This is a genomic window from Pseudogemmobacter blasticus, from assembly GCF_003071405.1.
Lineage (GTDB): Bacteria > Pseudomonadota > Alphaproteobacteria > Rhodobacterales > Rhodobacteraceae > Pseudogemmobacter > Pseudogemmobacter blasticus.
In genome coordinates this window covers 2,472,501-2,494,804 of the sequence record NZ_CP020470.1, presented here as the reverse complement: position 1 = coordinate 2,494,804, position 22,304 = coordinate 2,472,501, and the positions used below count along the sequence as shown (strand labels likewise).

The window sequence follows — 22,304 nt, the reverse complement described above, 5'->3', positions numbered from 1 at the left end:
GCCATCCTGCCACGGGACGCCCCAGAAATCATGCGGTTAATTGACCCGAAAGACCCTTTCTTTGCAAAGACTTGGGTTCGCTGGGCCACGGTGCTGGCGCCGGCGGCCTGGGGCGTGGCGGAACTGGCCCTCGGCAACCCCGGCTGGGCGGCGGTCTTTCTGGTGGCGGGGGCCTATGCGGGCTGGGTGCTGATCCTTAACAGGTGACCAGTCCCCGCATTTCGCCACTGTCCCCCTGAAGCGAGGTTTCGCGCAGCCGGCACCCCGTAACCTGCGGAATCAGCTCGATCATATCGGCGCGGATCTGTTGATGTTCCCCCCGGCGGGCATATCCAAGCCGGATGATCTCCACCATGCTGCCCTTCTGGAACACCACATAGTGCCGGCCGTTGCGGGTTACCTCGGTCTGCTCCGCCCCCCACATCTGGGGCGCAGGCTGGGCACCGCAAGCGGCCAGGAAAATCAGGGGAAGAAGGCGTTTCATGCCGCCAGTCTGCCGGGCCGTGGTTAACGGCAGGTTAACACGCAACCGGCGCGGCTTTACTCTGCCGCCGCTTCCCGCACCCCCTGCAGCCGCCAGACCGGCGGGCCGAAGCTGAAGCGTTCGCTGTCCAGCACCAGATTCTCGTTATAGGCCCGGTCTTTGAACGCCGGAAGGTTCCAACGGTCCTGCATGTACTCACACTCGCGCTTGAAGCGCACCAGCTTTTCCGGCGTGTCCTCGGCCCCGCGGGTTGCCGATTCATGGTGCACAAGCTCGGCCCAGGGCGTCCAGACATTGGTGTAGCCCGCCTCCTGAACCTTAAGGCAAAGGTCAACATCGTTGAAGGCCACCACAAGATCGGCCTCGTTCAGCCCGCCCACCTCGTCAAAGATCTCGCGCCGCATCACCAGGCAGGCCGCAGTTACAGCGCTGTAGTTCTGCCGCAGCTTCAGGCGCCGGAAATAGCCGTTGTCCTCTCTGGCATATTTCAGATGCCCATGACCGGCCACACCGCCAAGGCCGACCACCACGCCCGCGTGTTGAATACGCCCGTCCGGGTAATACAGCTTTGCCCCGACGCAGCCGGTTCCCGCCCTGACAGCCAGGGAAACCATCTCACGCAGCCAGCTTGCACTGATGATCTCCAGATCGTTGTTCAGCAGCGCGATGATCTCGCCACGGCTTTGTGCCACCGCCGCATTGTTCAGCGCCGAGTAATTGAACGGACGGTCATCGCGCAGAACCCGCACCCGGCTGTCGCGCCGCTGCACCTCATCCAGCCAGGCCAGCGTCGCCGGCTCGGTCGAACCGTTGTCCACGATCAGAATCTCGTAAGCCGCGTAATCCGTCTTGGCGATCAGGCTTTCGACCGTCACGCGCAGCAAATCCAGCCGGTCGCGCGTCGGAATGATGATCGAGACAAGCGGCTGCCCATCAAGCGGCCAGTTGACCCTGTAGGTGAACGGAAACGGGCCAGCCTCGACGGCAATGTCCCGACCATGCACCCGCTGCAGATGCTCGGCAAGGGCCCGCCGCCCTGCCTCGGCGGCATAGGGCTTCGCCTCGCCCGAGGCGGCGGTGCTGCCCGGCGTTGCCCGCCAGGAATACAGAACCTTCGCAATATGGGCGATCTCGCCGTCCTGCACCTGTTCGACGCAGCGCAGCAGCAGGTCGTAATCCTGCGCTCCTTCAAAACCGGGACGCAGCCCGCCCACCTCGCGCACCAGCGCGGCGCAATAAACCCCCAGATGCGACACATAGTTGTTGCCGTAAAGGAAGTCCCTGTTCCAGTCCGGCTTGAAATGCGGATCGTAGCGCGTGCCGTCCGGGCGGATCTTGTCCTCATCCGTATAGATGATCTTCGGCTTCGGCCCCTGCACGATACGCTGCGCCACTAGCAGAAGCGCATCGCGGTCCAGCAGGTCATCGTGGTCCAGCAAGGCAATGTAATCGCCGGTCGCAACCTCGATGGCCGAATTCGTTGCGCGCGAGATGTGTCCGTTCTCGTCGCGCAGAACAAGGCGGATACGGCTGTCGCGCTGCGCAAGGCCAGTCAGGATGTCGCGGATCTCCGCGTCTGACCCATCGTCGGCGATACACAGTTCCCAGCGGTCATAGCTTTGCCCCAGCACGGAGTCGACCATGGCGGTCACCCCCTCCGCATCTGGATTGTAGACCGGAACGACAACGGAAATGACCGGGCCATCCGCCAGTTGCGCCTTCAGCGCCAGAACATCACCCTTTCGCTCAGCCCGGATACGCTCCCACGCGGCAACAAGCTGTTCATACTGCGCTTCCTGCCGGGCTGCCGATGCCGCCCCGGGCGACCGGAAGTCGTCGCGCGCCGGATCGCGCTTCTCGGCCGATCTTGCAAACCGCTGGGCGGTGCGGGCCGAAAGCGGCGGGCTTGCCTTGGACAAGGCGCGCAGGATGGAGAACACCATCTTGCGCTTCAGCATCTTCAAGGGCTTTCGGCGGGCCTCGACCAGTTGCTGCTGAAGAAGATCAACCCGATTCGCCAGTTCCCGGGCGCGAAGCTGGGCCTGCTCGCGCAGTTCCAGGCTTTCGCCAAGCCGGCGCTGGAAATTGGCCTCGGCTTCGCGGTGCAGGCGCTCGGCCTGTTGCAGGTTTTCCCGCATCTGTTCCAGTTCGCGGGTCAATGAATCCGCAGTCCTCTTTCGGGTGAATATCATGGCAGGGTTTGGCTTTGTTGCTTTGGGTGTCCGGCGAAACGGCTCCTGGCCGCCGCGCGGGCGGTCAGCGTCCGCTGTCGCGGGCGCGGATTTCGGTCAGCAAGGTCGGCGGTGGTGGCGGCAGATCGCCGGCATCCATGGCCTTCATATGCGCCACCCGCCAGGCCCGGCTGATCGGCTCGGACGATTTCTTCAGCAGCGGATAGCCTGTCAGATGCACCATGGCATAGGGAAAGCTGGAATAGGCCATGCGCTTTTGCAGCACCTGGCTCACATGATCCAGCGCCGCGGTCTGCCAGCCCGGTCGGCGCCATGACAGCAGCCGGTCCCGCTCGGCGGCAAGCTTGGGGTCGATATAGGCGCCGTAATGCAACGTCCGCTCAAGGAAATCGGTGTCCTGATCCGCGATCCGGTCCACCAGCGCCGATGTGTCGTAAACCCCGGCCACGCGCAGACCCGCGGCCCGCATCGCCGCGCTGAACCCCCGCTCGCCCCGGCGGATGACGTGATACTTGTTCGAGGTAAGCTGCAGATCCTTCCAGAAGGTCGAGAAGGCCGGATGTTCCAGCGCCGGGCGCCGCAGCCGGTAAAGATAGCTTTCCAGAAACCGTTCCTCGCCCCGCTCGCGCAGGATGGTCCCGGCAATCTCGGCGGGTTCCAAGGCCAGCCGTGCCAGGATGTCGGTTTCGGGCAGTACGGGCAGCCAGATGCTGTCGTTCAGGATCAGCAGTTCCTCGGGCTCAACGCCCCATTGCGCAAGGCAGGTCAGCCCGTCGCGATAACCGCCGAAGTCATAGCCGAAGTTTGGCCGCTCCACCGCGCGCCAGACGACCTCGGCCAGCGGCTCGCGATCTTCCTCTGCGATCTGCGCGTTCGACACCACCAGCGGCGCATAGCCAGCCTCTGCCAGCCAGCGGCAGGTCCGAAGCGTGGACTGCTGAATCCCCGACGGCTGGAAGATCAGGAGCAGCGCAATCTTGTCGGCCCGGGGCATGGCGCCCTGCAGCAGCGGAAGACCGTCCTCCACCAGACTGTCCAGCCTGCGCTGCGCCACGGGGTCGGTCAACTGATTGCCGATCCCCTTCGTCTGTTGCCATAGCCGCTCCAATTCGCGGCGGACTTTCCAACCAGTAACCACAACCAACTCCGTCCAAAGCACACGTCGAGACAGCCGGCGCAACCGAAACCTTAGCCAGCGATATCGTTCAGATAACGCCCGTATTTGTTCTTCGCGAAAAGCTTTGCGCGCTCGCGCAGCGTCTCGCGGCTGATCCACCCCTTGCGGAAGGCAATTTCGTCCGGGCACCCCACCTGCAGGCCCTGGCGTTCTTCCAGGGTGCGCACGAAGTTGCCGGCGTCCAGCAGGCTGCCATGGGTGCCGGTGTCCAGCCAGGCGAACCCGCGCCCCAGCAGTTCAACGTTCAGGCTGCCTTCGGCGCGGTAGATTTCCAGCAGATCGGCAATCTCCAGCTCGCCCCGGGCCGAAGGTTTGACCCGCCGCGCCAGTTCGGGGGCGCGACCGTCCAGATAGTAAAGCCCGGTCACCGCATAGTTCGACGGTGGCTTCGCTGGTTTATCGATGATGGCGCGGACGCGGCCCGCCTCATCGAAATCAACCACGCCATAGCGCTCGGGGTCGGCAACGCGATAGCCGAAGACGGTGCCGCCATCCGGCCGGGCATCTGCCGCGCCCAGCAGTTCGGGCAGGCCATGACCGAAAAAGATGTTGTCGCCCAGAACCAGCGCGCTGGGGGCACCGGCCAGAAAATCCTCGGCCAGAAGATAGGCCTGCGCCAGCCCGTCCGGGCTGGGCTGCACGATCCATTCAAACCGCATTCCATAGGTGCTGCCATCGCCCAGCAGGCGCTGGAACTGTGCCTGATCCTCGGGCGTGGTGATGATCGCCACCTCGCGCATACCGCCCAGCATCAGGGCGCTCAGCGGGTAATAGATCATCGGCTTGTCATGCACCGGCAGCAGTTGCTTCGACACGCCCAGCGTGATGGGCCAAAGCCGGGTGCCGGACCCCCCGGCCAGAATGATGCCCTTTCTGGCAAGCGTCATGCGACAAGCTCCTTCACGATACGATCAAGGCCTTCGCGCCAGTCGGGGCGCGTTACGCCGAAGGCGGCGGCAAAGGCCGAACAGTCCAGCCGCGAATTGGCCGGTCGGCGGGCCGGGGTGGGATAGTCGGCGGTGGTGATGTCTTCCACCTGCGCGGGCAGGCCGGCCGTGGCCATGATCGCGCGGGCAAAATCCGCCCAGCTTACGTCCGGCGCGCCCGAGAAATGATGCGTGCCGCCGGGGGCGCCCTGCACCATGGCCCGCGCGGCGGTGATCAGCGCAGCGGCAATATCGGCGGCGGGGGTCGGCCCCCCCACCTGATCGGCCACCACGCGCAGGACCGGGCGGTCCTGCCCCAGGCGCAGCATCGTTTTCACGAAGTTGCTGCCATGGGCCGAAACAACCCAACTGGTCCGCAAAATCAGATGCGCCCCTCCGGCCGCCCGCACGCCCTGTTCGCCAGCCAGCTTGGTGCGGCCATAGGCGCCCAGCGGGCCGGTCTTGTCATCCGGGCGGAAGGCGCGGGTGCCGGCCCCGTCAAAGACGTAATCGGTCGAGATGTGCAGGAAGGGAATCCCGCGCCGCGCGGCAGCTTCGGCCATGGCCGCAGGCGCGGCGGCGTTCACCAGATGCGCGGCGGCTTCCTCGGTCTCGGCCTTGTCCACTGCCGTCCAGGCGGCGGCGTTGATCACGGCGTCGGCCTCGCCCCCCGCAACGGCCTGCGCCGCCGCCGCAGGGTTGGCAAGGTCAAGCTCGTCCCGGCCCAGGAACCGGGCCGTCACATCGGCAGGCAGGGAACGCGCCAGTTCCTGCGCGACCTGTCCGGTTTTCCCGATGACAAGCAGCTTCATCGCGCGGCCTCCTGCGGTCCGGCGCTCATGCCCGCGTTCCCAGCCGTTGCCCCACGCCCTGCCGTTCCAGCAGCGGGCGCCACCAGGCTTCGTTGTCCAGATACCAGCGCACCGTGCGGCGCAGCCCTTCCTCAACCGTCACGCTGGGCCGCCAGCCCAGTTCCGTGCGGATGCGGGCCGGGTCGATGGCATAGCGCGCGTCATGCCCCGGCCGGTCGGTCACAAAGGTGATCTGCTCGGCATAGCTGCCCTTGGCCCGGGGCTGCATCTCGTCCAGCAGGGCGCAGATCGTGCGCACCAGGTCGATGTTGCGCCGCTCGTTCTCGCCGCCGATGTTGTAGCTGCGCCCGACCGCCCCCTTCTGCACCACCAGAAGCAGCGCATCGGCGTGGTCTTCCACATACAGCCAGTCGCGCACATTCTCGCCCGTGCCGTAAACCGGGATCGGCCGGCCATGCAGCGCGTTCAGGATCGTGACCGGGATCAGCTTCTCGGGGAAGTGATAGGGGCCGTAATTGTTGGAACAGTTGGTCAGTACCACCGGCAGGCCATAGGTCTCGGCCCAGGCGCGGACCAGATGGTCGCTGGCCGCCTTTGACGCCGAATAGGGGCTGCGCGGATCATAGGGCGTGTCCTCGGTGAACTGCCCTTCGGCGCCCAGGCTGCCGAACACCTCGTCGGTCGAGATGTGGTGGAACCGGAAGCCGGACGGGCGGCCCTGCCGCATCCAGTGGGCGCGGGCGGCTTCCAGCATGTTGAAGGTGCCGGTGATGTTGGTTTCCACGAAATCCGCCGGACCGTCGATCGAACGGTCGACATGGCTTTCCGCCGCCAGATGCATCACCGCATCGGGGTTATGCGTGGCAAAGACCCGCTCCAGCGCGGCGCGGTCGCGGATGTCGGCCTGTTCAAAGCTGTACAGGTTCGATCCCGACACAGGCGCGACATTCGCCTCGCAGGCGGCATAGGTCATCGCGTCAAGGTTCACCACCTCATGCCCGCGGGCCACCGCCAGCCGCACCACGGCGCTGCCGATGAACCCCATTCCGCCGGTAACCAGCAACTTCATCACTTGTTCTCCCACTGGAAGGGGCGCGGCGCATCGGCCAGCAGCGGCGCGGTGGCATCCTTGGCCGACAGCACCGGCGGCGCGGTCAGGCCCCAGTCGATTCCGATCTGCGGGTCGTCCCAGCGGACGGCCCCGTCACAATCGGGTGCATAGAAATCGGTGCATTTGTACTGCACCTCGGTGTCGTCGGTCAGCGTCACGAAACCGTGCAGGAACCCCTTGGGCACCAGCAACTGCTGGCCATTCGCGGCGCTCAGTTCCACCGCAACCCATTTGGCAAAGGTCGGAGAGCCGGCGCGGAAATCCACCGCCACATCCAGAATCGCGCCGCGAGAGCAGCGCACCAGCTTGTCCTGCGCATGGGGCGGCGCCTGATAATGCAACCCGCGCAGCGTGCCCTTGGCGGCGCTGAAGCTGTGGTTGTCCTGCACCCAGTTCAGATGCCCCAACCCCGCCTCGGCCATCCGCGCCGCGCTGAACGTCTCGCAGAACCAACCCCGCTCATCGCCAAACCGGCGCGGCGTCAGAACCACCACATCGGCAAGGCCATCCGAAATCATATTACCGCCCACAGGGCCTCCAGTCAGACCAACACGTTTCGCCAGTCCGTAAGTCCGCTTCCCACAACCGTCAATGCCGACCACAGTTCCGTTGCGGCACGCGGGGCCGGCAGGGCGGAAAATCGGCGGATTCAAGCTAAACACACGAAAATACCAAGAAATCCTGAACGCCGATTCCCGCCTGCCGGCAACACAGGATAGTCACCGTCGCGGCACCCGTTCAGGGGGAATTTTCGCCGCCCGCGAACTGCTGATCATAAAGCGCCCGGAACTTGCCGCCGGCCTGCAGCAGATCATGCAGGGTGCCGGCCTCCGCGACCTGGCCGCCCTCGATATAGCAGATGCGGTCCGCGCGCATCACGGTTGACAGGCGGTGCGCAACCACGATGGTGGTCACCCCTTGCGTGATGCGATCCAGCGCGTCGCGCACCAGAACCTCGGAATGGCTGTCCAGCGCGCTGGTCGCTTCATCCAGCAGCAGAATGGGCGCCTTGCGCAGAACCGCCCGCGCGATGGCAAGGCGCTGGCGCTGCCCGCCGGACAGGAAGGTGCCGTTCTCGCCGATCTGGGTCTGGTAGCCCTGCGGGAAACTTCTGATGAACTCGTCGGCATGTGCGACCCGCGCCGCCTCGATGATTTCCTCATCGCTGGCCTGGGGGCGCACCATGCGCAGGTTGTCCATCACGCTGGCCGAGAACAGGAACGTGTCCTGGCCAACATAGGAAATCTTGCGCCGCAGCGAGGCAAAGGTCACCTGCCGGATGTCGGTTCCATCCACCAGAACCCGGCCGCTGTCGGCGTCATACATCCGCAGCATCAGGTTCAGCAGGGTAGACTTGCCGCCGCCTGACGGCCCCACCAGCGCGGTGGTCGTGCCTTCCGCGAAATCCAGCGTGATGCCGTCGATCACCGGCCGGTCCGGCGCATAGGAAAAGCGCACATCCTCAAGCCGCAGCCCCGAAGGCCCGTCGGTCAGATCAACCGCGTCCGGCGCTTCTGTCAGGCTGCGCGGCTGGTCCAGCAGGGCATACATCATCCGCACGCCCACCATGCCGCCTTCGATCGTCACCCGCATCCGCGACAGGCGCTTGGCCGGCTCATAGGCCATCAGGAAGGCCGTCACGAATGACATCAACTGCCCGGCGGTGCCCGCCGCCTGCCCGAAGACCTGCACCGCGCTGAGCAGGACAATCCCGGCAATCGCCAGCCCGGTGATCGTGTCCATCAGCGGCGAGGTCGCCGCCTCCAGCCGGACCATCTTGTTCGCCCGCTTCTCAACCTGACGCACGGCGGTTTCCATCCGCTGCGCCATCTGGCTTTCAAGGGCAAAGGCCTTGACCACGCGGGCACCGGTCGAGGTTTCCTGAACGACCTTGATGATCTCTGTCAGGCCGGCCATTTCCTGCGCCATGACATGACGCACCTTCCGCAGGATGAGCTGCACCCCGAAAACAGCCGCCGGCCCGACAATGAGACACACCGCCGAAAGCAGCGGTTGCTGGTAGATCATCACCGCCACCAGCCCGATCAGCGTCAGCATGTCGCGCACGAAGCCGGTGACGATCACGTCAATCACCGAACGGGCCATCTGCGCGCTTTGGGTCACGCGCAGCAGAACATCGGACGACTCGGTGTTGTTGAAGAAGGCAACACCTTGGTCCAGCAGCTTGCGGTAAAGCTGAACCTGCTTTTGCGCCACGATGCGGTTTCCCGCCCGCGCCATCAGAACGGCCTGCGCAAAAGACGCGATGCCCTTCAGGAAGAAGATCACCGCCACCCCGGCCGCCACCAGATACACCCGCGACCTGTCCGGCGCCGTCATCGAATCGACGATCGCGCCCATGATCCAGGCCGAGGCGGCGGTGGTGCCCGCCACGAAGACCATCGCGATGATGGCCGCGAAGTAATGCGCCTTATGCTCGGGAAAGCTTTCGACCAGAAGCCGGACAAGCAGGCTGTCGGCGGTCTTTCTCTCCAGCCAGCCGGCCAGGCCGGACTTTTCCTTCGGCATCGGGGGTCTTCTCACTTGGTTCTTACAGGGCCACACGATTACAGGCGCGCTGATAGCAGAGCGGGCGGGTGGCGTCACGGCCATGACGAAGGCACCCGGCCGGAACCGGCGGCAAACGGCAAGGAACCGCAGATCGCCGATACGCCGGCGGGCGGCCGGACCATCCGCAGAAAAAACGTCAGGTCTGCGGGATGAAGATGAACAGGGGCTCCGTATGCAGGGCAACTGCATCACAGGTAAGGCGCGCGTATGTCCAGCACCACCCCCACCCGGACGGAAATTCCCCTGCCCGGCGAACCGGCCCCGCCTTTCACCCAGCGCACCCCGGCCAATCCGCAGTTCAACTTTGACACCGCGGCCGGCCGCTATCTGGCGCTGTGCTTCCTGGGTTCGGCGGCCGATGCGCAATCCCGCGCGGCGGCCGGGGCGGTTCTGGCGCGGCCCGATCTGTTCAACGATGTGACCGCGGCCTGTTTTCTGGTCAGCAACGACCCGACCGACGAAACCGAAAACCGGCTTGCCAACCAGCTTCCCGGTTTCCGCGTGTTCTGGGATTTCAATCTTTCGGTCGCCCGGCTTTACGGCGCGGCGGCCCCGGACGCCCGGCCCCCCGCCCTGCCCGCAACCCGATTCTGGCTGCTGCTTGACCCGACCATGCGGATCATCGCCACGGTCCCGTTCCGCGAAGATGGCAGCGACGCGGCCGCCTTCATCCGGCTGCTTGAAACCCTGCCCCCGCCGGCCCGCTTTGCCGGGATCGAGCTGCAGGCGCCCGTCCTTTACCTGCCGAATGTCTTTGAACTGGAATTGTGCCGCCACCTGATCGGGCTTTACGAAACCAACGGCGGCCACGAAAGCGGCTTCATGCGCGATGTCGGCGGCCGCACCGTCGGCATAAGCGATGCCAGGCACAAACGCCGCAAGGACTATGACATTCACGACATGAACCTCATCGCCGGGCTCCGGTCGCGCATTGCGCAGCGCGTGGTGCCGGAAATTGCCAAGGTCCATCAGTTCAAGGTCACCCGGATGGAGCGGTATATAGTCTCCTGCTATGCTGCCAAGGATGGCGGGCATTTCGCGGCGCATCGGGACAATACCACCGCCGGAACCGCGCACAGGCGCTTTGCGGTCTCGATCAACCTGAACGACGATTTCGATGGCGGAGAGGTCAGCTTCCCCGAATACGGGCCGCGCAGCTTCAAGGCGTCGCCCGGCGGGGCCGTGGTCTTTTCCTGCTCGCTTCTGCACAAGGTCGGCAAGGTGACACGCGGCCGCCGCTTCGCCTTTCTGCCGTTCCTTTATGACGAGGCTGCCGCACAGCTTCGCCAAAGGAATGCCGCCCTGGTCGGAGAGAAGGGATCGCGCTACCGTGCGGGGTGAAACGGAAGATGCCACATGACCCGGCTTGACATCGAACCCTGCCTTGGCGCGCTGCGCCGCTATGCGCGGGTTCTGACGCGGGCCGGTCAGGAGGCCGACGATCTGGTGCAGGGCGCGCTTCTGCGCGCCTATGAACGACGGGCCACCTTCCGCGAAGGCGCCGATCTGCGTGTCTGGCTGATGACCATCCTGCACAACCATTTCATCGACACGCTGCGCGCCCGGAAATCCGCGCTGGCCCGCGAACAGGCCTGGGCGGAAACCACGCCCGGCTTCGTTCTGCCCGAGGGCGAACACGCGGCGCGGCTGGCCCAGTTGCGCCGCGCCTTTCTTGCGCTGCCCGCAGACCAGCGCGAGGCCCTGCACCTCATGGCCGTCGAAGGATTGAGCGTGGCCGAGGTCGCGGCCGTTCTGGCAATTCCGGCCGGAACGGTCATGTCGCGCGTCGCCCGGGCGCGCGCGGCCCTGCGCGATTTTGAAAACGGCCCCGCCGAGAAACCCGAACCCACCCGCCTCAGGCTTGTGCGAGGACATGATGACACCTGACCGTGACACCAACATGGATCTTGAGATTGATGCCTTCGTGAACGGCCAGCTTGATGGCGAGCGGCGCTTTGCCGTGGCGGCATTTCTGGCCCGGCACCCCGACCGGGCGGCCGAAGTCATGTCGGACCTGCACCTGACAGAAGGCCTGCGGCTGGCGCTTGGCACCATCGACGCCCCGCCCGACCCGCGGCTTGATCTGGCGGCGGCCCGCGTCAGCCGGGGGCTTGAAGCCCGGCATCGCCTGCGCCACTGGGCCCCCTTCGCGGCGGCGGCGGCCATGTTCGTGGTCGGCTGGACGGCGCAGTCCCTGGTCTCTGGATCGGCGCTGCTTATGCAAGGCTCCGGCACCGCCAAGATTTTCGAAACCGCGCTGGACGCGCAGGATGCGGTGTCCCTTCGGCTGATGCTGTCAGGCGAACTTGGCCCGATGTCGAAGGACGCCCAGGCGATTTCAGACCGGCTTGGCATCCCCCTGCCCGACCTGCCGGCGGGCTGGTCCGTGCGGGCCGCCCAGGTGGTGGCAACGCCGGACCGCCCCGGGATCGCGCTGGTGATCGACACCCCGGACCTGGGCGAGATCATGCTGTTCAGCGTCCTGCGCAGCGACAAGGGGCCCGGCGCGGCGGCCGACACGCCCGTCGACACCACCACACAGGACGGCCGGCTGCTGGCTGTCTTTGAAAAGGGCCAGGCGGCCTATGTTCTGGTCGACAATTCCGGGCCGCTCAACGACCTGCGCCGCGGGGCCGAGGAGCTGCGCCACAGCCTGACCCAGGGGTAAACCCTGCCGCCGGATGCGGTTTCACGCCGGTTTCCGGCCCCTGCCGGCAGACGGGTTTGCGCCGGCGGGACGCCGGTGATAACACCGGAAACGGGCCTGACGTTCAGGCCCTGTGCCAGTGTCCGTGTAACCAGTCCCCTTTGTAAGTGGTGTAATCGTGGCTACCTATGTTCTGAACTTCGCCAACAATCAGCTTGGCAATTTCAACTCGTCCGGCTTCACGGGCGGCTTCTTCGGGTCGCAGAACCTGAAAATCAACAGCGCGCATCCGGGCGACCGCCTGGTTACTTCCGGGGCGATCGGCTCGGTCAGCCAGATCACCGGCTGGCGGCTGACGGTTCAGGGCGACATGGAACCGGGCGATAACGATGTGGTGCCCGGTGCGCCGATGATCATCGAATATTCCACCGACAACGGCGCGACCTGGCAGTCCTACTCGGTCGGGATCGGCCAGCCGGATGCCGTGTGGTATGCCCGGCAGGATGAAGAAGGCTGGATGGCGATCACCGCCAATGTTCCGGGCCAGCCCGACGGCCAGATGGGCTTCATCGTGGCCGACGCCGGCGTCACCCCCGGCCAGATCTTCACCACCGACGAAACCGTTCTTGAAACGCAGATCGGGGAATATGCCCTGCCCTGCTTTACCGCCGGCACCCTGATCACCACGCCAACCGGCCCGCAGCCCATCGAAACCCTGCGTCCCGGCGATCTGGTGATGACGCTGGACGGCGGGGCGCAGCCGCTGCGCTGGATCGGGCGCCGCCGCGTGTCGCGCGCCGAGATGCAGCTCAATCCGAAGCTGCGGCCCATCCGGTTTGCGGTCGGAAGCCTGGGCGAAGGCCTGCCGCGCCGCGAGCTGCTGGTGTCGCGCCAGCACCGCATGTTCCTGCGCCGGGATGCGGCGCGCAACATGCTTGGCAGCGACGAGATCCTTGTCGCGGCGCATCACCTGACCGGGCTGCCCGGCGTGGAACAGGTCATGCCTGACACCGCGGTGACCTATGTCCACCTGCTGTTCGACCGGCATCAACTGGTCTGGGCCGAGGAATCGCTTTCGGAATCCCTGTTCACCGGGGCCGAGGCGCTGAAGGCGCTGGGGCAAGCGGCGAGTGAGGAAATTGCCATGCTGTTCCCCGAACTCCTGCAAAAGAAGCCCAGACCCGCACGCCCGTTTCCGCAGCGCGGGAAGCAGGCGCGCAGCCTTGTGCAACCCGATCTGGCAGCCTGAGAGGCGAATGCCGGCACCTTCGGACTTCCCTGCCCCGCCAGTATTATGATGGGGCAGGGCTTGCCTTCGACAGGAACCTACCCCACGCGGAACGGCGAAGGCGCCGGTCTCAGGCGGTTTCGGCCAGTTCGGCGCCCGGCGCGCAGGGCTGTTGCGCCGGGGTGGTGGTGTCCCATGCCGATATGGCCTGCCGTGCGGCGATGCCATTGATCAGCGGCCGCGCCGGCACCGGCAGTTCATCCGGCCCAAGGCCCAGTTCGGCAGGCAGGCTGTCGCGAACATCCACCGGCAACATCCGGCGGGCTTGGATTCCCAGATACAGGCTTTCGGTCACCAGCCCCTCACTCAGCAGCAGGTGATGCCGGGGCAGCAGCAGGTGGTGGTAGGTCACGCCCTGTCCGGGGTCGGCCAGATGGATGCCCGCCAGCCCCACAAGCCGGATCGCCGGCACCAACACCTCTGCCGTGCCACAGGCCGCAGCGATGTGCGGCCCGCTCAGCAGAACGCGGTGGTGGGGCGAAAGCGCAAGGCGCCGGCTGGGCCGGCCCCCGCCAAGGGCGCCCTGCGGGATGATGACCGGGCAAAGATGCCGCTTCTGCTGCAGGCTTTCGGCCCCCAAATGCCGCCGGCCGGCCCAGATGACCGCCGTTGACCCGCCATCGGCCAGCGTCACCAGATCGCCAGGACGCAACTCCTCAACCGGGCGCGCTCCGCCGGGTACCGCAATCAGGGTTCCGGCGCAGAAACAGGGCGGCGGCGTCGCGTCCAGATTGGCCGGATCGACATTGAACTGGTTTCTCAGGCCGGCCTTCAGGCCCGGTATACCCGCCTGATAGGCCGTGGCGGAATAGATGATCCCCGCGCCGCCGGGGGCGCCGTCGAACAGCACCGTCGCCGTTCCCCCGTTCAGACCAAGCCCGCCCCCGGTATAGCTTTGCCATTCCTGCGCATTGACCAGACCGTCACCGTTGCTGTCGAGGATGAAGATGGTGTAGCCGCCCGGGTTCGAAGGCCCCACCCACACCGTCACCATTGTCGAGGCCGCCGTCGATGTTCCGGCGCTGTTCACAGGCGTTGCGTACCATTCATAGGCCGGCATGAGGGTGCTCCTGCAGTGACCGGAAACCGAACTCGTCAGAACGGCAGCATAGGGGCCGGGGGTGCGCTTCCGTCAATCGAATATGCGATTCCAAGGCCGCCTCTACGGGTTGGATGCGGCATTTCCCCCGGCATGAGACATGGCTGTCGCATTGGCCGTCACAACCTCGCGCCTGGCATGAGAATCACAGGCAAAACACACCCTTAAGGCGATTTGACGCCGCGTCGTCGCGCCGGTGCGTCCGGCCTCAACAATCCGGCTTGTGAGGCGTCCGTCTTCCTCGCTACACTTCGCTGGCAAACCTCGCCGTCGCACCATGAAACGCGAACAAGGCGAGGAGCGGTAAACAACCCGGGAGAGACCCAGATGATGTTCAAGCGTATTCTCGGCACCACCGTCAGCCTGTCGGTGATGGTGTCGGCCGCGGCCGGCTTTGCCCAGTCAGAGGAAACCATCGCCGCGGCCAAGGCCGAAGGGATGCTGACCACCATCGCCCTGCCGCATGACTGGTGCGGCTATGGCGAAATCATCGCCTCCTTCAAGGCCAAGTACCCCGAGATCAAGGTCAACGAACTGAACCCCGATGCCGGCTCGGCCGATGAGGTCGAGGCCATCAAGGCCAACAAGGACAACAAGGGTCCGCAGGCGCCCGACGTGATCGACGTTGGCCTGTCCTTCGGCCCGTCGTCGCAGGCCGAAGGTCTGCTGCAACCCTACAAGGTGGCGGTCTGGGATTCGATTCCCGGCGCGATCAAGGACCCGGATGGTCACTGGTACGGGGCCTATTACGGCGTCATGGGCTTTGTGGTGAACAAGGACATGGTTCCCAACCCGCCGCAGGACTGGGCTGATCTGCTGAAACCCGAATATGCGGGCATGGTGTCGCTGGCCGGCGACCCGCGCGCCTCGAACCAGGCAATCCTGGCGGTGCTGGCCGCAGGCATGGCCATGGGCGGCGCGCCCGGCAAGGAAGCCGGCGAAAAGGGGCTTGAGTTCTTCAAGCAGCTCAATGACGCGGGCAACTTCGTTCCCGTCATCGGCAAGGCCGGCACGCTGGCGCAGGGCACCACCCCGATCGTCATCGCCTGGGACTACAACGGCCTGAGCTGGGGCAACTCGCTGAAGGGCAACCCGCCGGTTGAGGTGGTGATCCCGAAATCGGCCGCGCTGGCCGGCGTCTATGTCCAGGCGATCAGCGCCTATGCGCCGCAGCCCAATGCCGCGAAACTGTGGATGGAGCACATCTTCTCGGACGAAGGCCAGCTTGGCTACATCAAGGCCGGCTGCCAGACCGCGCGCTTCAACGAACTGGTTGCGGCGGGCAAGGTCTCGAAGGAAGTTCTCGATGCCATGCCGCCGGCCGAAGCCTATGCCAAGGCCTATTTCCCCACGCTGGATGAAGTGAACGACAACAAGACGGCCGTCACCGCCGGCTGGGACAGCACCGTCGGCGCCAACGTCGAATAAGACCGCCTTCCCCGCCCCGGCACCAGCCGGGGCGGGTTCCATCAGACGGGCCAACAGAAGCCCGCAGGACAGGGAACCCCATGGCTACCAGACCTTCGCGGATACGCCCTCATCTGGCGTGGCTCGGGCTGTTGCCCTTTCTCGCCTTTGCCCTGCTGTTCCTGATCCTGCCGACGATCAAGATCGTGATCGGCGCCTTTCAGGCACAGGGGGGCGGCTTCACCCTTCAGAATTTCGTTGAACTCAACACGGCCTCGAACCGCAGCGCCTACTGGACCTCGATCAAGCTGTCCTTCGTGACGGCGGCGCTGGGGTGCCTGGTGGGCTTTGGCATGGCGGCGGCGGTGTCCTTTGGCGGGTTGCCGCGGTTCCTGCGCAGCCCGCTCCTCACCTTTTCGGGCGTCGCTTCCAACTTCGCCGGCGTGCCGTTGGCCTTTGCCTTCATCGCGACGCTGGGTCCGGTCGGGCTGATCACCGTCTGGCTGCGCACCGAATTCGGCATCAACCTGCGCGCAATGGGCTTCAACCTGCTGTCCTACTGGGGCCTGGTCATCACCTATCTGTTCTTCCAGATCCCGCTGATGATCCTGATCATCACCCCGGCGCTGGACGGGCTGAAACGCGAATGGCGCGAGGCGGCCGAGGTTCTGGGCGCCACCGGGGCACAATACTGGCGGATGGTGGCGCTGCCGATCCTGTTCCCGGCGATCCTGGGCACCTTCGCCCTGCTGTTCGCCAACGCTTTCGGGGCGGTCGCAACGGCCTTTGCCCTGACCGGCCCGCAGTTGAACATCGTGCCGATCAAGCTGTTCGCGCAGATCCGGGGCGATGTGCTGGGCAACCCCAACCTGGGATACGCGCTGGCCTTCGGGATGATCCTCATCACGGCAGCGGCGAACATCCTGTATATCTGGCTGCGCGTCCGGTCCGAGAGGTGGCTGAAATGATCCGCACCCTTGCTTGGATCGTCTTCATCCTTGGCGGCCTTTATTTCCTGCTGCCGCTGGTCGGCATGGCGGAATTCTCGCTGCGGATGCGGCGCGGCGAATATTCGCTGGATGCCTATCGCGTTGTCTTCGCCGACCCGAACTTCTGGGCAACCTTCGGCTATTCGCTGAAGCTGGCGGTGGCCACCATCGTCTTCGGCGTCTTCCTTGTCATGCCCACGGCCTATTGGGTGCGGCTCAAGCTGCCGCAGGCCCGCCCCGTGGTGGAATTCATCACCCTGCTGCCGCTGGTCATTCCGGCCATCGTGATCGTGTTCGGCTACATCCGCCTTTACAACACCTCGTCCTTCCTGCCGCTGACCGGCTCTGCCGTCGGAACCGACATCCTGCTGACCATGGGCTATGCCACGCTTGCCCTGCCCTACATGTATCGCGCCGTCGATACCGGGCTGCGCACCATCGACGTGGCCACCCTGACCGAGGCCGCGCAAAGCCTGGGCGCGGGCTGGTTCACCATTCTGGGCCGGGTCATCCTGCCCAATGTGATGGCGGCCGTGCTGTCCGGCGCCTTCCTGACCCTGGCCATCGTCATGGGCGAATTCACCATGGCGGCGCTTCTCAACCGGCCCGCGTTCGGCCCCTTCATGCAGTTGATGGGCGCCAACCGCGCCTATGAGCCCCCCGCGCTGGCCGTGATCGCCTTCGCGCTGACCTGGGGCTGCATGGGGCTGATGCAACTGGCCACACGTTTTGCCAAACACGAAAGGGCAAAGGGCTGATGTCCTATCTCTCGATTGACCATCTTGAAAAGTCCTTCGGCGCCAACCGCGTGGTCAAGGATTTCTCGCTTGCCGTCGAGAAGGGGGAATTCGTCTCTCTGCTTGGGCCATCGGGCTGCGGCAAGACAACGGTGCTGCGCATGGTCGCCGGCTTCGAAAGCCCGACCGCCGGCCGTATCGTGATCGACGGGCAGGATGTCACCGGGCTGCGCGCCAATGCCCGCAACATCGGCATGATGTTCCAGGCCTACGCGCTGTTCCCCAACCTCACCGTGGCCGAAAACGTCGGCTTCGGCCTCAAGGTCAAGGGCGTGCCCCGGGCCGAGCGCGAGGCCCGCGTGACCGAAATGCTGCGCCTGATCGGCCTGCCCGATTTCGGCGCCCGCTATCCGTTCCAGCTTTCGGGCGGCCAGCAGCAGCGTGTCGCGCTGGCCCGCGCGCTGGCCCCGCGCCCGCGCGTCCTGCTGCTGGACGAACCCTTGTCCGCGCTGGACGCCAAGGTTCGGGTCTCGCTGCGCAACGAGATCCGCATGATCCAGCGGGAACTTGGAATCACCACGATCTTCGTGACCCATGACCAGGAAGAGGCCATGAGCATCTCGGACCGCATCGTGGTGATGAACGGCGGCGTGGCCGATCAGGTCGGCACCCCGTTCGACATCTACAACCGCCCGACCACCCGCTTCGTGGCCCAGTTCGTCGGCACGCTGAACACCTTCGATGTGACCGTGCGCGACGCCGCCGCAGGCCAGGTTGACCTGGCGGGTCAGACGCTGACCCTGCCCGAAGCGCTGCAGGTCAGCACGCCGGTCATCGCCCTGCGTCCCGAAGCGCTGCACCTCGGCCGCGTTCCGGGGGCCGAGGCGCTTCTGCCCGCCCGCATTGACGAAGTGCATTTCATGGGCTCGGTCATCCGCCTGCGCGCCACCATGGCCGGCACCCGGGTCTCGCTCGACACCTTCAACCGCCCGGACCAGCCGCCCCCCAGCCCCGGCACCGACGTCGAGATCAGCTTCTCGGGCCGGGACGCCATCGTTCTGCGTCAATAGCTGGGGAGTGAGGATCGCGTCGGCGGTCAAATTCCGTGCGGATGGCATCAAGCCAGCACGCTGGTTGTGCTTGGCGTCGCACGCAGTTTTGGGTAAGCGTTTCCAGCCTCCCACCTTCCGGCTCTCATCCTGATCGGTTCTTTGGACTTTGGTGATTGTTGGAATGGATTTTCTCCATGGAGACTACATTGGAGGTTTTCCCGGTTGGCGGTCGCGGCCGTCGGAACCGGAAGTGGCCTGATGAGGTGAAGGCCCGGATCGTGGCGGAGACGCTGACGCCGGGTATCACGGTGAATTCTGTCGCGCGGCGTCATGGTGTTCCGGCGAACCACGTTTCGGCGTGGCGGACGCTGGCGCGCAAAGGGCGGCTGGTGCTGCCGGCGCCGGAGGATCCGGTGGAATTTGCATCGTTGATGATTGGCCCGGTTGGTGATGGACCGCGTTGTGCCGTGGGCGCCGCGGACCGGCCCGAGATCATCGCGGGCGCGGTGGCTATCCGTCTGGAAACCGGAGCCTCGGCGGAGCGGATTGCGTCGGTCGTGCGCGCCTTGGCTGCCAGCCCATGATGTTCCCGTCGAACCGGGTTCGGATCATGGTCGCGACAAAGCCCATCGACTTCAGAAAGGGTCATGATGGCCTGGCAGCGCTGGTGTCGTCTGTGCTGCGCAAGGATCCGTTCACCGGGGCGGTCTTTGTCTTCCGCTCGCGTAAGGCGGACAGGCTGAAGCTCTTATACTGGGACGGCACCGGCCTCGTGATGGCCTACAAAAGGCTGGAGGATGCGACGTTCACCTGGCCCGCGATCAAGGACGGGGTGATGGCGCTGAACCATGCCCAGTTCGAGGCGCTGTTTGCCGGGCTGGACTGGCGCAAGGTAAAGGCGCTGGAGGGGCGTCCACCGGCTGCGGCAGAGTGAACCAACCATTTGGTTTTGCGTGTTTTTGCGGGGATATTATGGTAGCTCCAGCCCATGCAAACCGCACCCGTCATCGACCTTTCCACCATCCCTGCCGCGCAACGTGCGGCTGTTCTGGCGTTGATGGAAACCGTGGCGGCGCTGACGGAAATCACCCGTCGGCAAGAGCATCTGATCGCCGAACTAAACCACGCCCTGCATGGCAAGCGGTCAGAAAAGCTGTCTGAAGATGAACGGCAGTTGGCGTTTGAGGACCTGTCCATCGCTCTGGCCGAAGTCGAGGCGGAGAAGGAAACGCGTGCCGCCAAAACAGGTGACGGGGCGGCCAAACCTGCGCCAAAGCGCACCATCGGCAACCTGCCCGCTGCGTTGCCGCGCATCGAAGAGGTCATCGAACCTGACAGCCTGATCTGCCCCTGTGGCTGCGGCGTCATGCACAAGATCGGCGAAGACCGTTCGGAACGTCTGGACATCGTTCCCGCCCAGCTGCGCGTGATCGTGACCGTGCGTCCGAAGTATGCCTGCCGCGCCTGCACCGATGGCGTGACCCAAGCCCCTGCGCCGTCTCACCTGATCATGGGCGGCCTGCCGACCGAGGCAACGCTGGCCCATGTGCTGGTCAGCAAGTATGCGGACCATCTGCCGTTATATCGGCAGAGCCAGATCCTGGCGCGCGCGGGTCTTGATCTGCACCGCGCAGTCTTGGCCGACTGGGTCGGCAAGGCTGCGTTCCACCTGAAACCCATTGTCGACCGGCTGGCTGAACATCTGAAGCGGTCATCCAAGCTGTTCATGGATGAAACCACTGCCCCGGTGCTGGATCCGGGGCGCGGTGTGACAAAGACCGGATACCTTTGGGCGCTGGCCCGCGATGACCGACCGTGGGGCGGCGAGGACCCGCCCGGCGTGGTCTACTTCTATGCCCCCGGCCGCGCGGGAGAGAATGCCGAGACCTTCCTCACCGGCTTCGACGGCATCCTGCAGATTGACGGTTACACCGGCTACAACCGCCTGACCAAACCATCCCGCAAGGGCGGCGCGCCCATTCGGGTGGCCCACTGTTGGGCGCATGCACGGCGCAAACTCAAGGAAGTCTTTGACCGCGACGGATCGGAGATCGCCGCCGAGGGTCTGCGCCGCATCGCCGAACTCTATGCCGTCGAGGCCGACATCCGCGGCATCTCGCCCGGCCAGCGCCTCTCCGCCCGTCAGGCCCGCACCGCGCCGCTGGTGGCCGCCTTCGGCGACTGGCTGCAGGCACAACGCCGCAAGATCTCCGCCAAATCCCGGCTCGGCGAAAAGCTCGCCTACATCCACAATCACTGGGACGGGCTGCAAACCTTCCTGACCGACGGCCGCGTCGAAATCGACTCCAACAGGGTCGAAAACCTGATCCGCCCGATAGCCCTCAATCGCAAAAATACGCTCTTCGCCGGCCATGACGAAGGCGGCATCGCCTGGGGCCGCATCGCCTCGCTGATCGAAACTTGCAAGATCAACGGCATAGAGCCCTTCGCCTATCTCAAGGCCACCTTGACAGCTATCGCCAACGGCCACCCGCAAAGCCGCCTCGACGACCTGCTGCCGTGGAACTTCACGCCGTCAAGATAAGCCGTCCGTGGTCCCCCGCGAACGCTTACAGTTTTGGCGCGTTTATAGCCTGACTGTTTATCTGCGTTTGCAACGCAGAAAGCCCCGCGGAAGGGCGGGGCATAAGGGATTGATGTAGCTAAGAGATTTGGTTGCGGGGGCAGGATTTGAACCTGCGGCCTTCAGGTTATGAGCCTGACGAGCTACCGGGCTGCTCCACCCCGCGACGGTATGATGTCTGGTTGGTGATATTGTATATGAGATCGTAGAGGGGATGGGCATTGGACAGGTTTGGCGGTGACCTACTCTCCCACGTCTTGAGACGCAGTACCATTGGCGTGACGGCCCTTATCGGCCGAGTTCGGGAAGGGATCGGGAGTTTAGCCGTCGCTATGACCACCAAACCGGTTCAATGCCCAGCGGAATTAATCCGCAACATCAGTGTATTGTTCCAGGTCGTTCTTCTGATTGTGCCTTGCTGTTTCTGGATCAGATCAAGCCAATCGGGCGATTAGTACCGGTCAACTGAACGCATTGCTGCGCTTACATCTCCGGCCTATCGACGTGGTCGTCTTCCACGGCCCTCAAGGGAGACCTTGTTTTGAAGGGGGCTTCCCGCTTAGATGCCTTCAGCGGTTATCCTGTCCGAACATAGCTACCCAGCACTACCGTTGGCACGATAACTGGTCCACCAGTGGTTCGTTCAACCCGGTCCTCTCGTACTAGGGTCAACTCTTCTCAAGTCTCCTGCACCCACGGCAGATAGGGACCGAACTGTCTCACGACGTTCTAAACCCAGCTCACGTACCTCTTTAAATGGCGAACAGCCATACCCTTGGGACCTGCTCCAGCCCCAGGATGAGATGAGCCGACATCGAGGTGCCAAACGATGCCGTCGATATGGACTCTTGGGCATCATCAGCCTGTTATCCCCAGAGTACCTTTTATCCGTTGAGCGATGGCCCTCCCACTTGGGACCACCGGATCACTATGACCGACTTTCGTCTCTGCTCGACTTGTCAGTCTCGCAGTCAGGCTGGCTTCTGCCATTGCACTCAACGAGCGATTTCCGACCGCTCTGAGCCAACCATCGCGCGCCTCCGTTACGATTTGGGAGGCGACCGCCCCAGTCAAACTCCCCACCATGCAGGGTCCCGGACCCGGATAACGGGCCGCGGTTAGACATCAAGAAGGCGAAGGGTGGTATCTCAAGGGAGGCTCCACGAGGACTAGCGTCCCCGCTTCAAAGCCTACCACCTATCCTGCACATCACATTCCTGATGCCAAT

Annotated in this window: 21 protein-coding genes, 1 tRNA gene and 2 rRNA genes (1 of these 24 only partly in view); 12 read left to right on the top strand and 12 right to left on the bottom strand. The window is 64.7% G+C overall.

Annotated features, from left to right (window positions below):
* Positions 1-30 precede the first annotated feature (30 nt).
* Positions 31-207, top strand: coding sequence for a hypothetical protein (locus tag B6K69_RS18205; protein WP_164681953.1), 177 nt, complete (start codon positions 31-33; stop codon positions 205-207).
* Here B6K69_RS18205 and B6K69_RS12170 read toward each other — a convergent pair.
* From B6K69_RS12170 to B6K69_RS12135, 8 genes are all read right to left on the bottom strand, one after another.
* Entirely contained in the window at positions 197-484 is a 288-nt protein-coding gene (locus tag B6K69_RS12170; RefSeq protein WP_107674422.1) for a hypothetical protein, read from the bottom strand. The genes B6K69_RS18205 and B6K69_RS12170 overlap by 11 nt on opposite strands.
* 56 nt (positions 485-540) lie before the next feature.
* On the bottom strand, positions 541-2,643 hold the full coding sequence (locus B6K69_RS12165; protein WP_228156722.1) for a glycosyltransferase family 2 protein: 2,103 nt from the start codon (positions 2,641-2,643) through the stop codon (positions 541-543).
* Positions 2,644-2,740: 97 nt separating this feature from the next.
* Positions 2,741-3,742, bottom strand: coding sequence for a rhamnan synthesis F family protein (locus B6K69_RS12160; RefSeq protein WP_108643968.1), 1,002 nt, complete (start codon positions 3,740-3,742; stop codon positions 2,741-2,743).
* 122 nt (positions 3,743-3,864) lie between these two features.
* Entirely contained in the window at positions 3,865-4,740 is an 876-nt protein-coding gene (rfbA, locus tag B6K69_RS12155; RefSeq protein ID WP_108643967.1) for a glucose-1-phosphate thymidylyltransferase RfbA, read from the bottom strand.
* Entirely contained in the window at positions 4,737-5,591 is an 855-nt protein-coding gene (gene rfbD / locus B6K69_RS12150) for a dTDP-4-dehydrorhamnose reductase (protein WP_108643966.1), read from the bottom strand. Before rfbD ends, rfbA begins: the two co-directional genes overlap by 4 nt.
* Positions 5,592-5,616: 25 nt before the next feature.
* Positions 5,617-6,660, bottom strand: a complete 1,044-nt coding sequence (rfbB, locus tag B6K69_RS12145) for a dTDP-glucose 4,6-dehydratase (protein ID WP_107674426.1) — start codon at positions 6,658-6,660, stop codon at positions 5,617-5,619.
* Positions 6,660-7,220 (bottom strand): dTDP-4-dehydrorhamnose 3,5-epimerase, encoded by a 561-nt coding sequence (gene rfbC, locus B6K69_RS12140; RefSeq protein ID WP_108643965.1) that lies wholly within the window; start codon positions 7,218-7,220, stop codon positions 6,660-6,662. Before rfbC ends, rfbB begins: the two co-directional genes overlap by 1 nt.
* A gap of 220 nt (positions 7,221-7,440) precedes the next feature.
* Positions 7,441-9,231, bottom strand: a complete 1,791-nt coding sequence (locus B6K69_RS12135) for an ABC transporter ATP-binding protein (protein ID WP_108643964.1) — start codon at positions 9,229-9,231, stop codon at positions 7,441-7,443.
* 249 nt (positions 9,232-9,480) lie between these two features.
* Here B6K69_RS12135 and B6K69_RS12130 point away from each other — a divergent pair, with 249 nt between their 5' ends.
* From B6K69_RS12130 to B6K69_RS12115, 4 genes are all read left to right on the top strand, one after another.
* Entirely contained in the window at positions 9,481-10,614 is a 1,134-nt protein-coding gene (locus B6K69_RS12130; protein WP_108643963.1) for a 2OG-Fe(II) oxygenase, read from the top strand.
* A gap of 15 nt (positions 10,615-10,629) precedes the next feature.
* Positions 10,630-11,160 carry a sigma-70 family RNA polymerase sigma factor gene (locus B6K69_RS12125; protein WP_108643962.1) on the top strand — a complete coding sequence of 177 codons (531 nt, stop codon included), beginning with the start codon at positions 10,630-10,632 and terminating at the stop codon, positions 11,158-11,160.
* Entirely contained in the window at positions 11,150-11,941 is a 792-nt protein-coding gene (locus tag B6K69_RS12120) for an anti-sigma factor family protein (RefSeq protein WP_164681952.1), read from the top strand. The genes B6K69_RS12125 and B6K69_RS12120 overlap by 11 nt, the downstream gene beginning before the upstream one ends.
* Before the next feature lie 157 nt (positions 11,942-12,098).
* Complete coding sequence (locus tag B6K69_RS12115) at positions 12,099-13,169, top strand: Hint domain-containing protein (protein ID WP_108643960.1); 1,071 nt, start codon at positions 12,099-12,101, stop codon at positions 13,167-13,169.
* Between the two features lie 109 nt (positions 13,170-13,278).
* Here the strand turns inward: B6K69_RS12115 and B6K69_RS12110 are convergent, their stop codons facing one another.
* On the bottom strand, positions 13,279-14,268 hold the full coding sequence (locus tag B6K69_RS12110) for a Hint domain-containing protein (protein ID WP_108643959.1): 990 nt from the start codon (positions 14,266-14,268) through the stop codon (positions 13,279-13,281).
* A 366-nt stretch (positions 14,269-14,634) separates the two neighbouring features.
* On the opposite strand from B6K69_RS12110, the gene B6K69_RS12105 reads away from it, so the two are divergent.
* The 7 genes from B6K69_RS12105 (at position 14,635) to tnpC (ending at position 21,037) form a co-directional block, all read left to right on the top strand.
* Positions 14,635-15,735: an ABC transporter substrate-binding protein gene (locus tag B6K69_RS12105; protein ID WP_107674433.1), complete on the top strand. Its 1,101-nt coding sequence runs from the start codon at positions 14,635-14,637 to the stop codon at positions 15,733-15,735.
* Positions 15,736-15,815: 80 nt separating this feature from the next.
* Complete coding sequence (locus B6K69_RS12100) at positions 15,816-16,682, top strand: ABC transporter permease (protein WP_107674434.1); 867 nt, start codon at positions 15,816-15,818, stop codon at positions 16,680-16,682.
* Positions 16,679-17,461: an ABC transporter permease gene (locus tag B6K69_RS12095; protein ID WP_108643958.1), complete on the top strand. Its 783-nt coding sequence runs from the start codon at positions 16,679-16,681 to the stop codon at positions 17,459-17,461. The genes B6K69_RS12100 and B6K69_RS12095 overlap by 4 nt, the downstream gene beginning before the upstream one ends.
* Positions 17,461-18,510, top strand: a complete 1,050-nt coding sequence (locus tag B6K69_RS12090) for an ABC transporter ATP-binding protein (RefSeq protein ID WP_108643957.1) — start codon at positions 17,461-17,463, stop codon at positions 18,508-18,510. Before B6K69_RS12095 ends, B6K69_RS12090 begins: the two co-directional genes overlap by 1 nt.
* A 176-nt stretch (positions 18,511-18,686) precedes the next feature.
* Complete coding sequence (gene tnpA, locus B6K69_RS12085) at positions 18,687-19,076, top strand: IS66-like element accessory protein TnpA (protein ID WP_107673214.1); 390 nt, start codon at positions 18,687-18,689, stop codon at positions 19,074-19,076.
* A 26-nt stretch (positions 19,077-19,102) separates the two neighbouring features.
* On the top strand, positions 19,103-19,426 hold the full coding sequence (tnpB, locus tag B6K69_RS12080) for an IS66 family insertion sequence element accessory protein TnpB (RefSeq protein ID WP_206340516.1): 324 nt from the start codon (positions 19,103-19,105) through the stop codon (positions 19,424-19,426).
* A 54-nt stretch (positions 19,427-19,480) separates the two neighbouring features.
* On the top strand, positions 19,481-21,037 hold the full coding sequence (gene tnpC, locus B6K69_RS12075; protein ID WP_108643956.1) for an IS66 family transposase: 1,557 nt from the start codon (positions 19,481-19,483) through the stop codon (positions 21,035-21,037).
* Between the two features lie 128 nt (positions 21,038-21,165).
* Here the strand turns inward: tnpC and B6K69_RS12070 are convergent.
* From B6K69_RS12070 to B6K69_RS12060, 3 genes are all read right to left on the bottom strand, one after another.
* A tRNA-Met gene (locus B6K69_RS12070) sits at positions 21,166-21,242 on the bottom strand.
* 63 nt (positions 21,243-21,305) lie between these two features.
* Positions 21,306-21,420: ribosomal RNA gene (gene rrf / locus B6K69_RS12065) — 5S ribosomal RNA — on the bottom strand.
* 86 nt (positions 21,421-21,506) lie between these two features.
* A 23S ribosomal RNA gene (locus B6K69_RS12060) occupies positions 21,507-22,304 on the bottom strand; it runs 2,034 nt beyond the window's last position.

What these genes read in the sequence shown, in the direction of transcription:
- B6K69_RS18205 (WP_164681953.1), top strand. Translation starts at nt 31, where the DNA reads ATGCGGTTAATTGACCCGAAAGACCCTTTCTTTGCAAAGACTTGGGTT.
- B6K69_RS12170 (WP_107674422.1), bottom strand. Translation starts at nt 484, where the DNA reads ATGAAACGCCTTCTTCCCCTGATTTTCCTGGCCGCTTGCGGTGCCCAG.
- rfbA (WP_108643967.1), bottom strand. Translation starts at nt 4,740, where the DNA reads ATGACGCTTGCCAGAAAGGGCATCATTCTGGCCGGGGGGTCCGGCACC.
- rfbD (WP_108643966.1), bottom strand. Translation starts at nt 5,591, where the DNA reads ATGAAGCTGCTTGTCATCGGGAAAACCGGACAGGTCGCGCAGGAACTG.
- rfbB (WP_107674426.1), bottom strand. Translation starts at nt 6,660, where the DNA reads ATGAAGTTGCTGGTTACCGGCGGAATGGGGTTCATCGGCAGCGCCGTG.
- rfbC (WP_108643965.1), bottom strand. Translation starts at nt 7,220, where the DNA reads ATGATTTCGGATGGCCTTGCCGATGTGGTGGTTCTGACGCCGCGCCGG.
- B6K69_RS12135 (WP_108643964.1), bottom strand. Translation starts at nt 9,231, where the DNA reads ATGCCGAAGGAAAAGTCCGGCCTGGCCGGCTGGCTGGAGAGAAAGACC.
- B6K69_RS12130 (WP_108643963.1), top strand. Translation starts at nt 9,481, where the DNA reads ATGTCCAGCACCACCCCCACCCGGACGGAAATTCCCCTGCCCGGCGAA.
- B6K69_RS12125 (WP_108643962.1), top strand. Translation starts at nt 10,630, where the DNA reads ATGACCCGGCTTGACATCGAACCCTGCCTTGGCGCGCTGCGCCGCTAT.
- B6K69_RS12120 (WP_164681952.1), top strand. Translation starts at nt 11,150, where the DNA reads ATGACACCTGACCGTGACACCAACATGGATCTTGAGATTGATGCCTTC.
- B6K69_RS12110 (WP_108643959.1), bottom strand. Translation starts at nt 14,268, where the DNA reads ATGCCGGCCTATGAATGGTACGCAACGCCTGTGAACAGCGCCGGAACA.
- B6K69_RS12105 (WP_107674433.1), top strand. Translation starts at nt 14,635, where the DNA reads ATGATGTTCAAGCGTATTCTCGGCACCACCGTCAGCCTGTCGGTGATG.
- B6K69_RS12100 (WP_107674434.1), top strand. Translation starts at nt 15,816, where the DNA reads ATGGCTACCAGACCTTCGCGGATACGCCCTCATCTGGCGTGGCTCGGG.
- B6K69_RS12095 (WP_108643958.1), top strand. Translation starts at nt 16,679, where the DNA reads ATGATCCGCACCCTTGCTTGGATCGTCTTCATCCTTGGCGGCCTTTAT.
- B6K69_RS12090 (WP_108643957.1), top strand. Translation starts at nt 17,461, where the DNA reads ATGTCCTATCTCTCGATTGACCATCTTGAAAAGTCCTTCGGCGCCAAC.
- tnpA (WP_107673214.1), top strand. Translation starts at nt 18,687, where the DNA reads ATGGAGACTACATTGGAGGTTTTCCCGGTTGGCGGTCGCGGCCGTCGG.
- tnpB (WP_206340516.1), top strand. Translation starts at nt 19,103, where the DNA reads ATGGTCGCGACAAAGCCCATCGACTTCAGAAAGGGTCATGATGGCCTG.
- tnpC (WP_108643956.1), top strand. Translation starts at nt 19,481, where the DNA reads ATGCAAACCGCACCCGTCATCGACCTTTCCACCATCCCTGCCGCGCAA.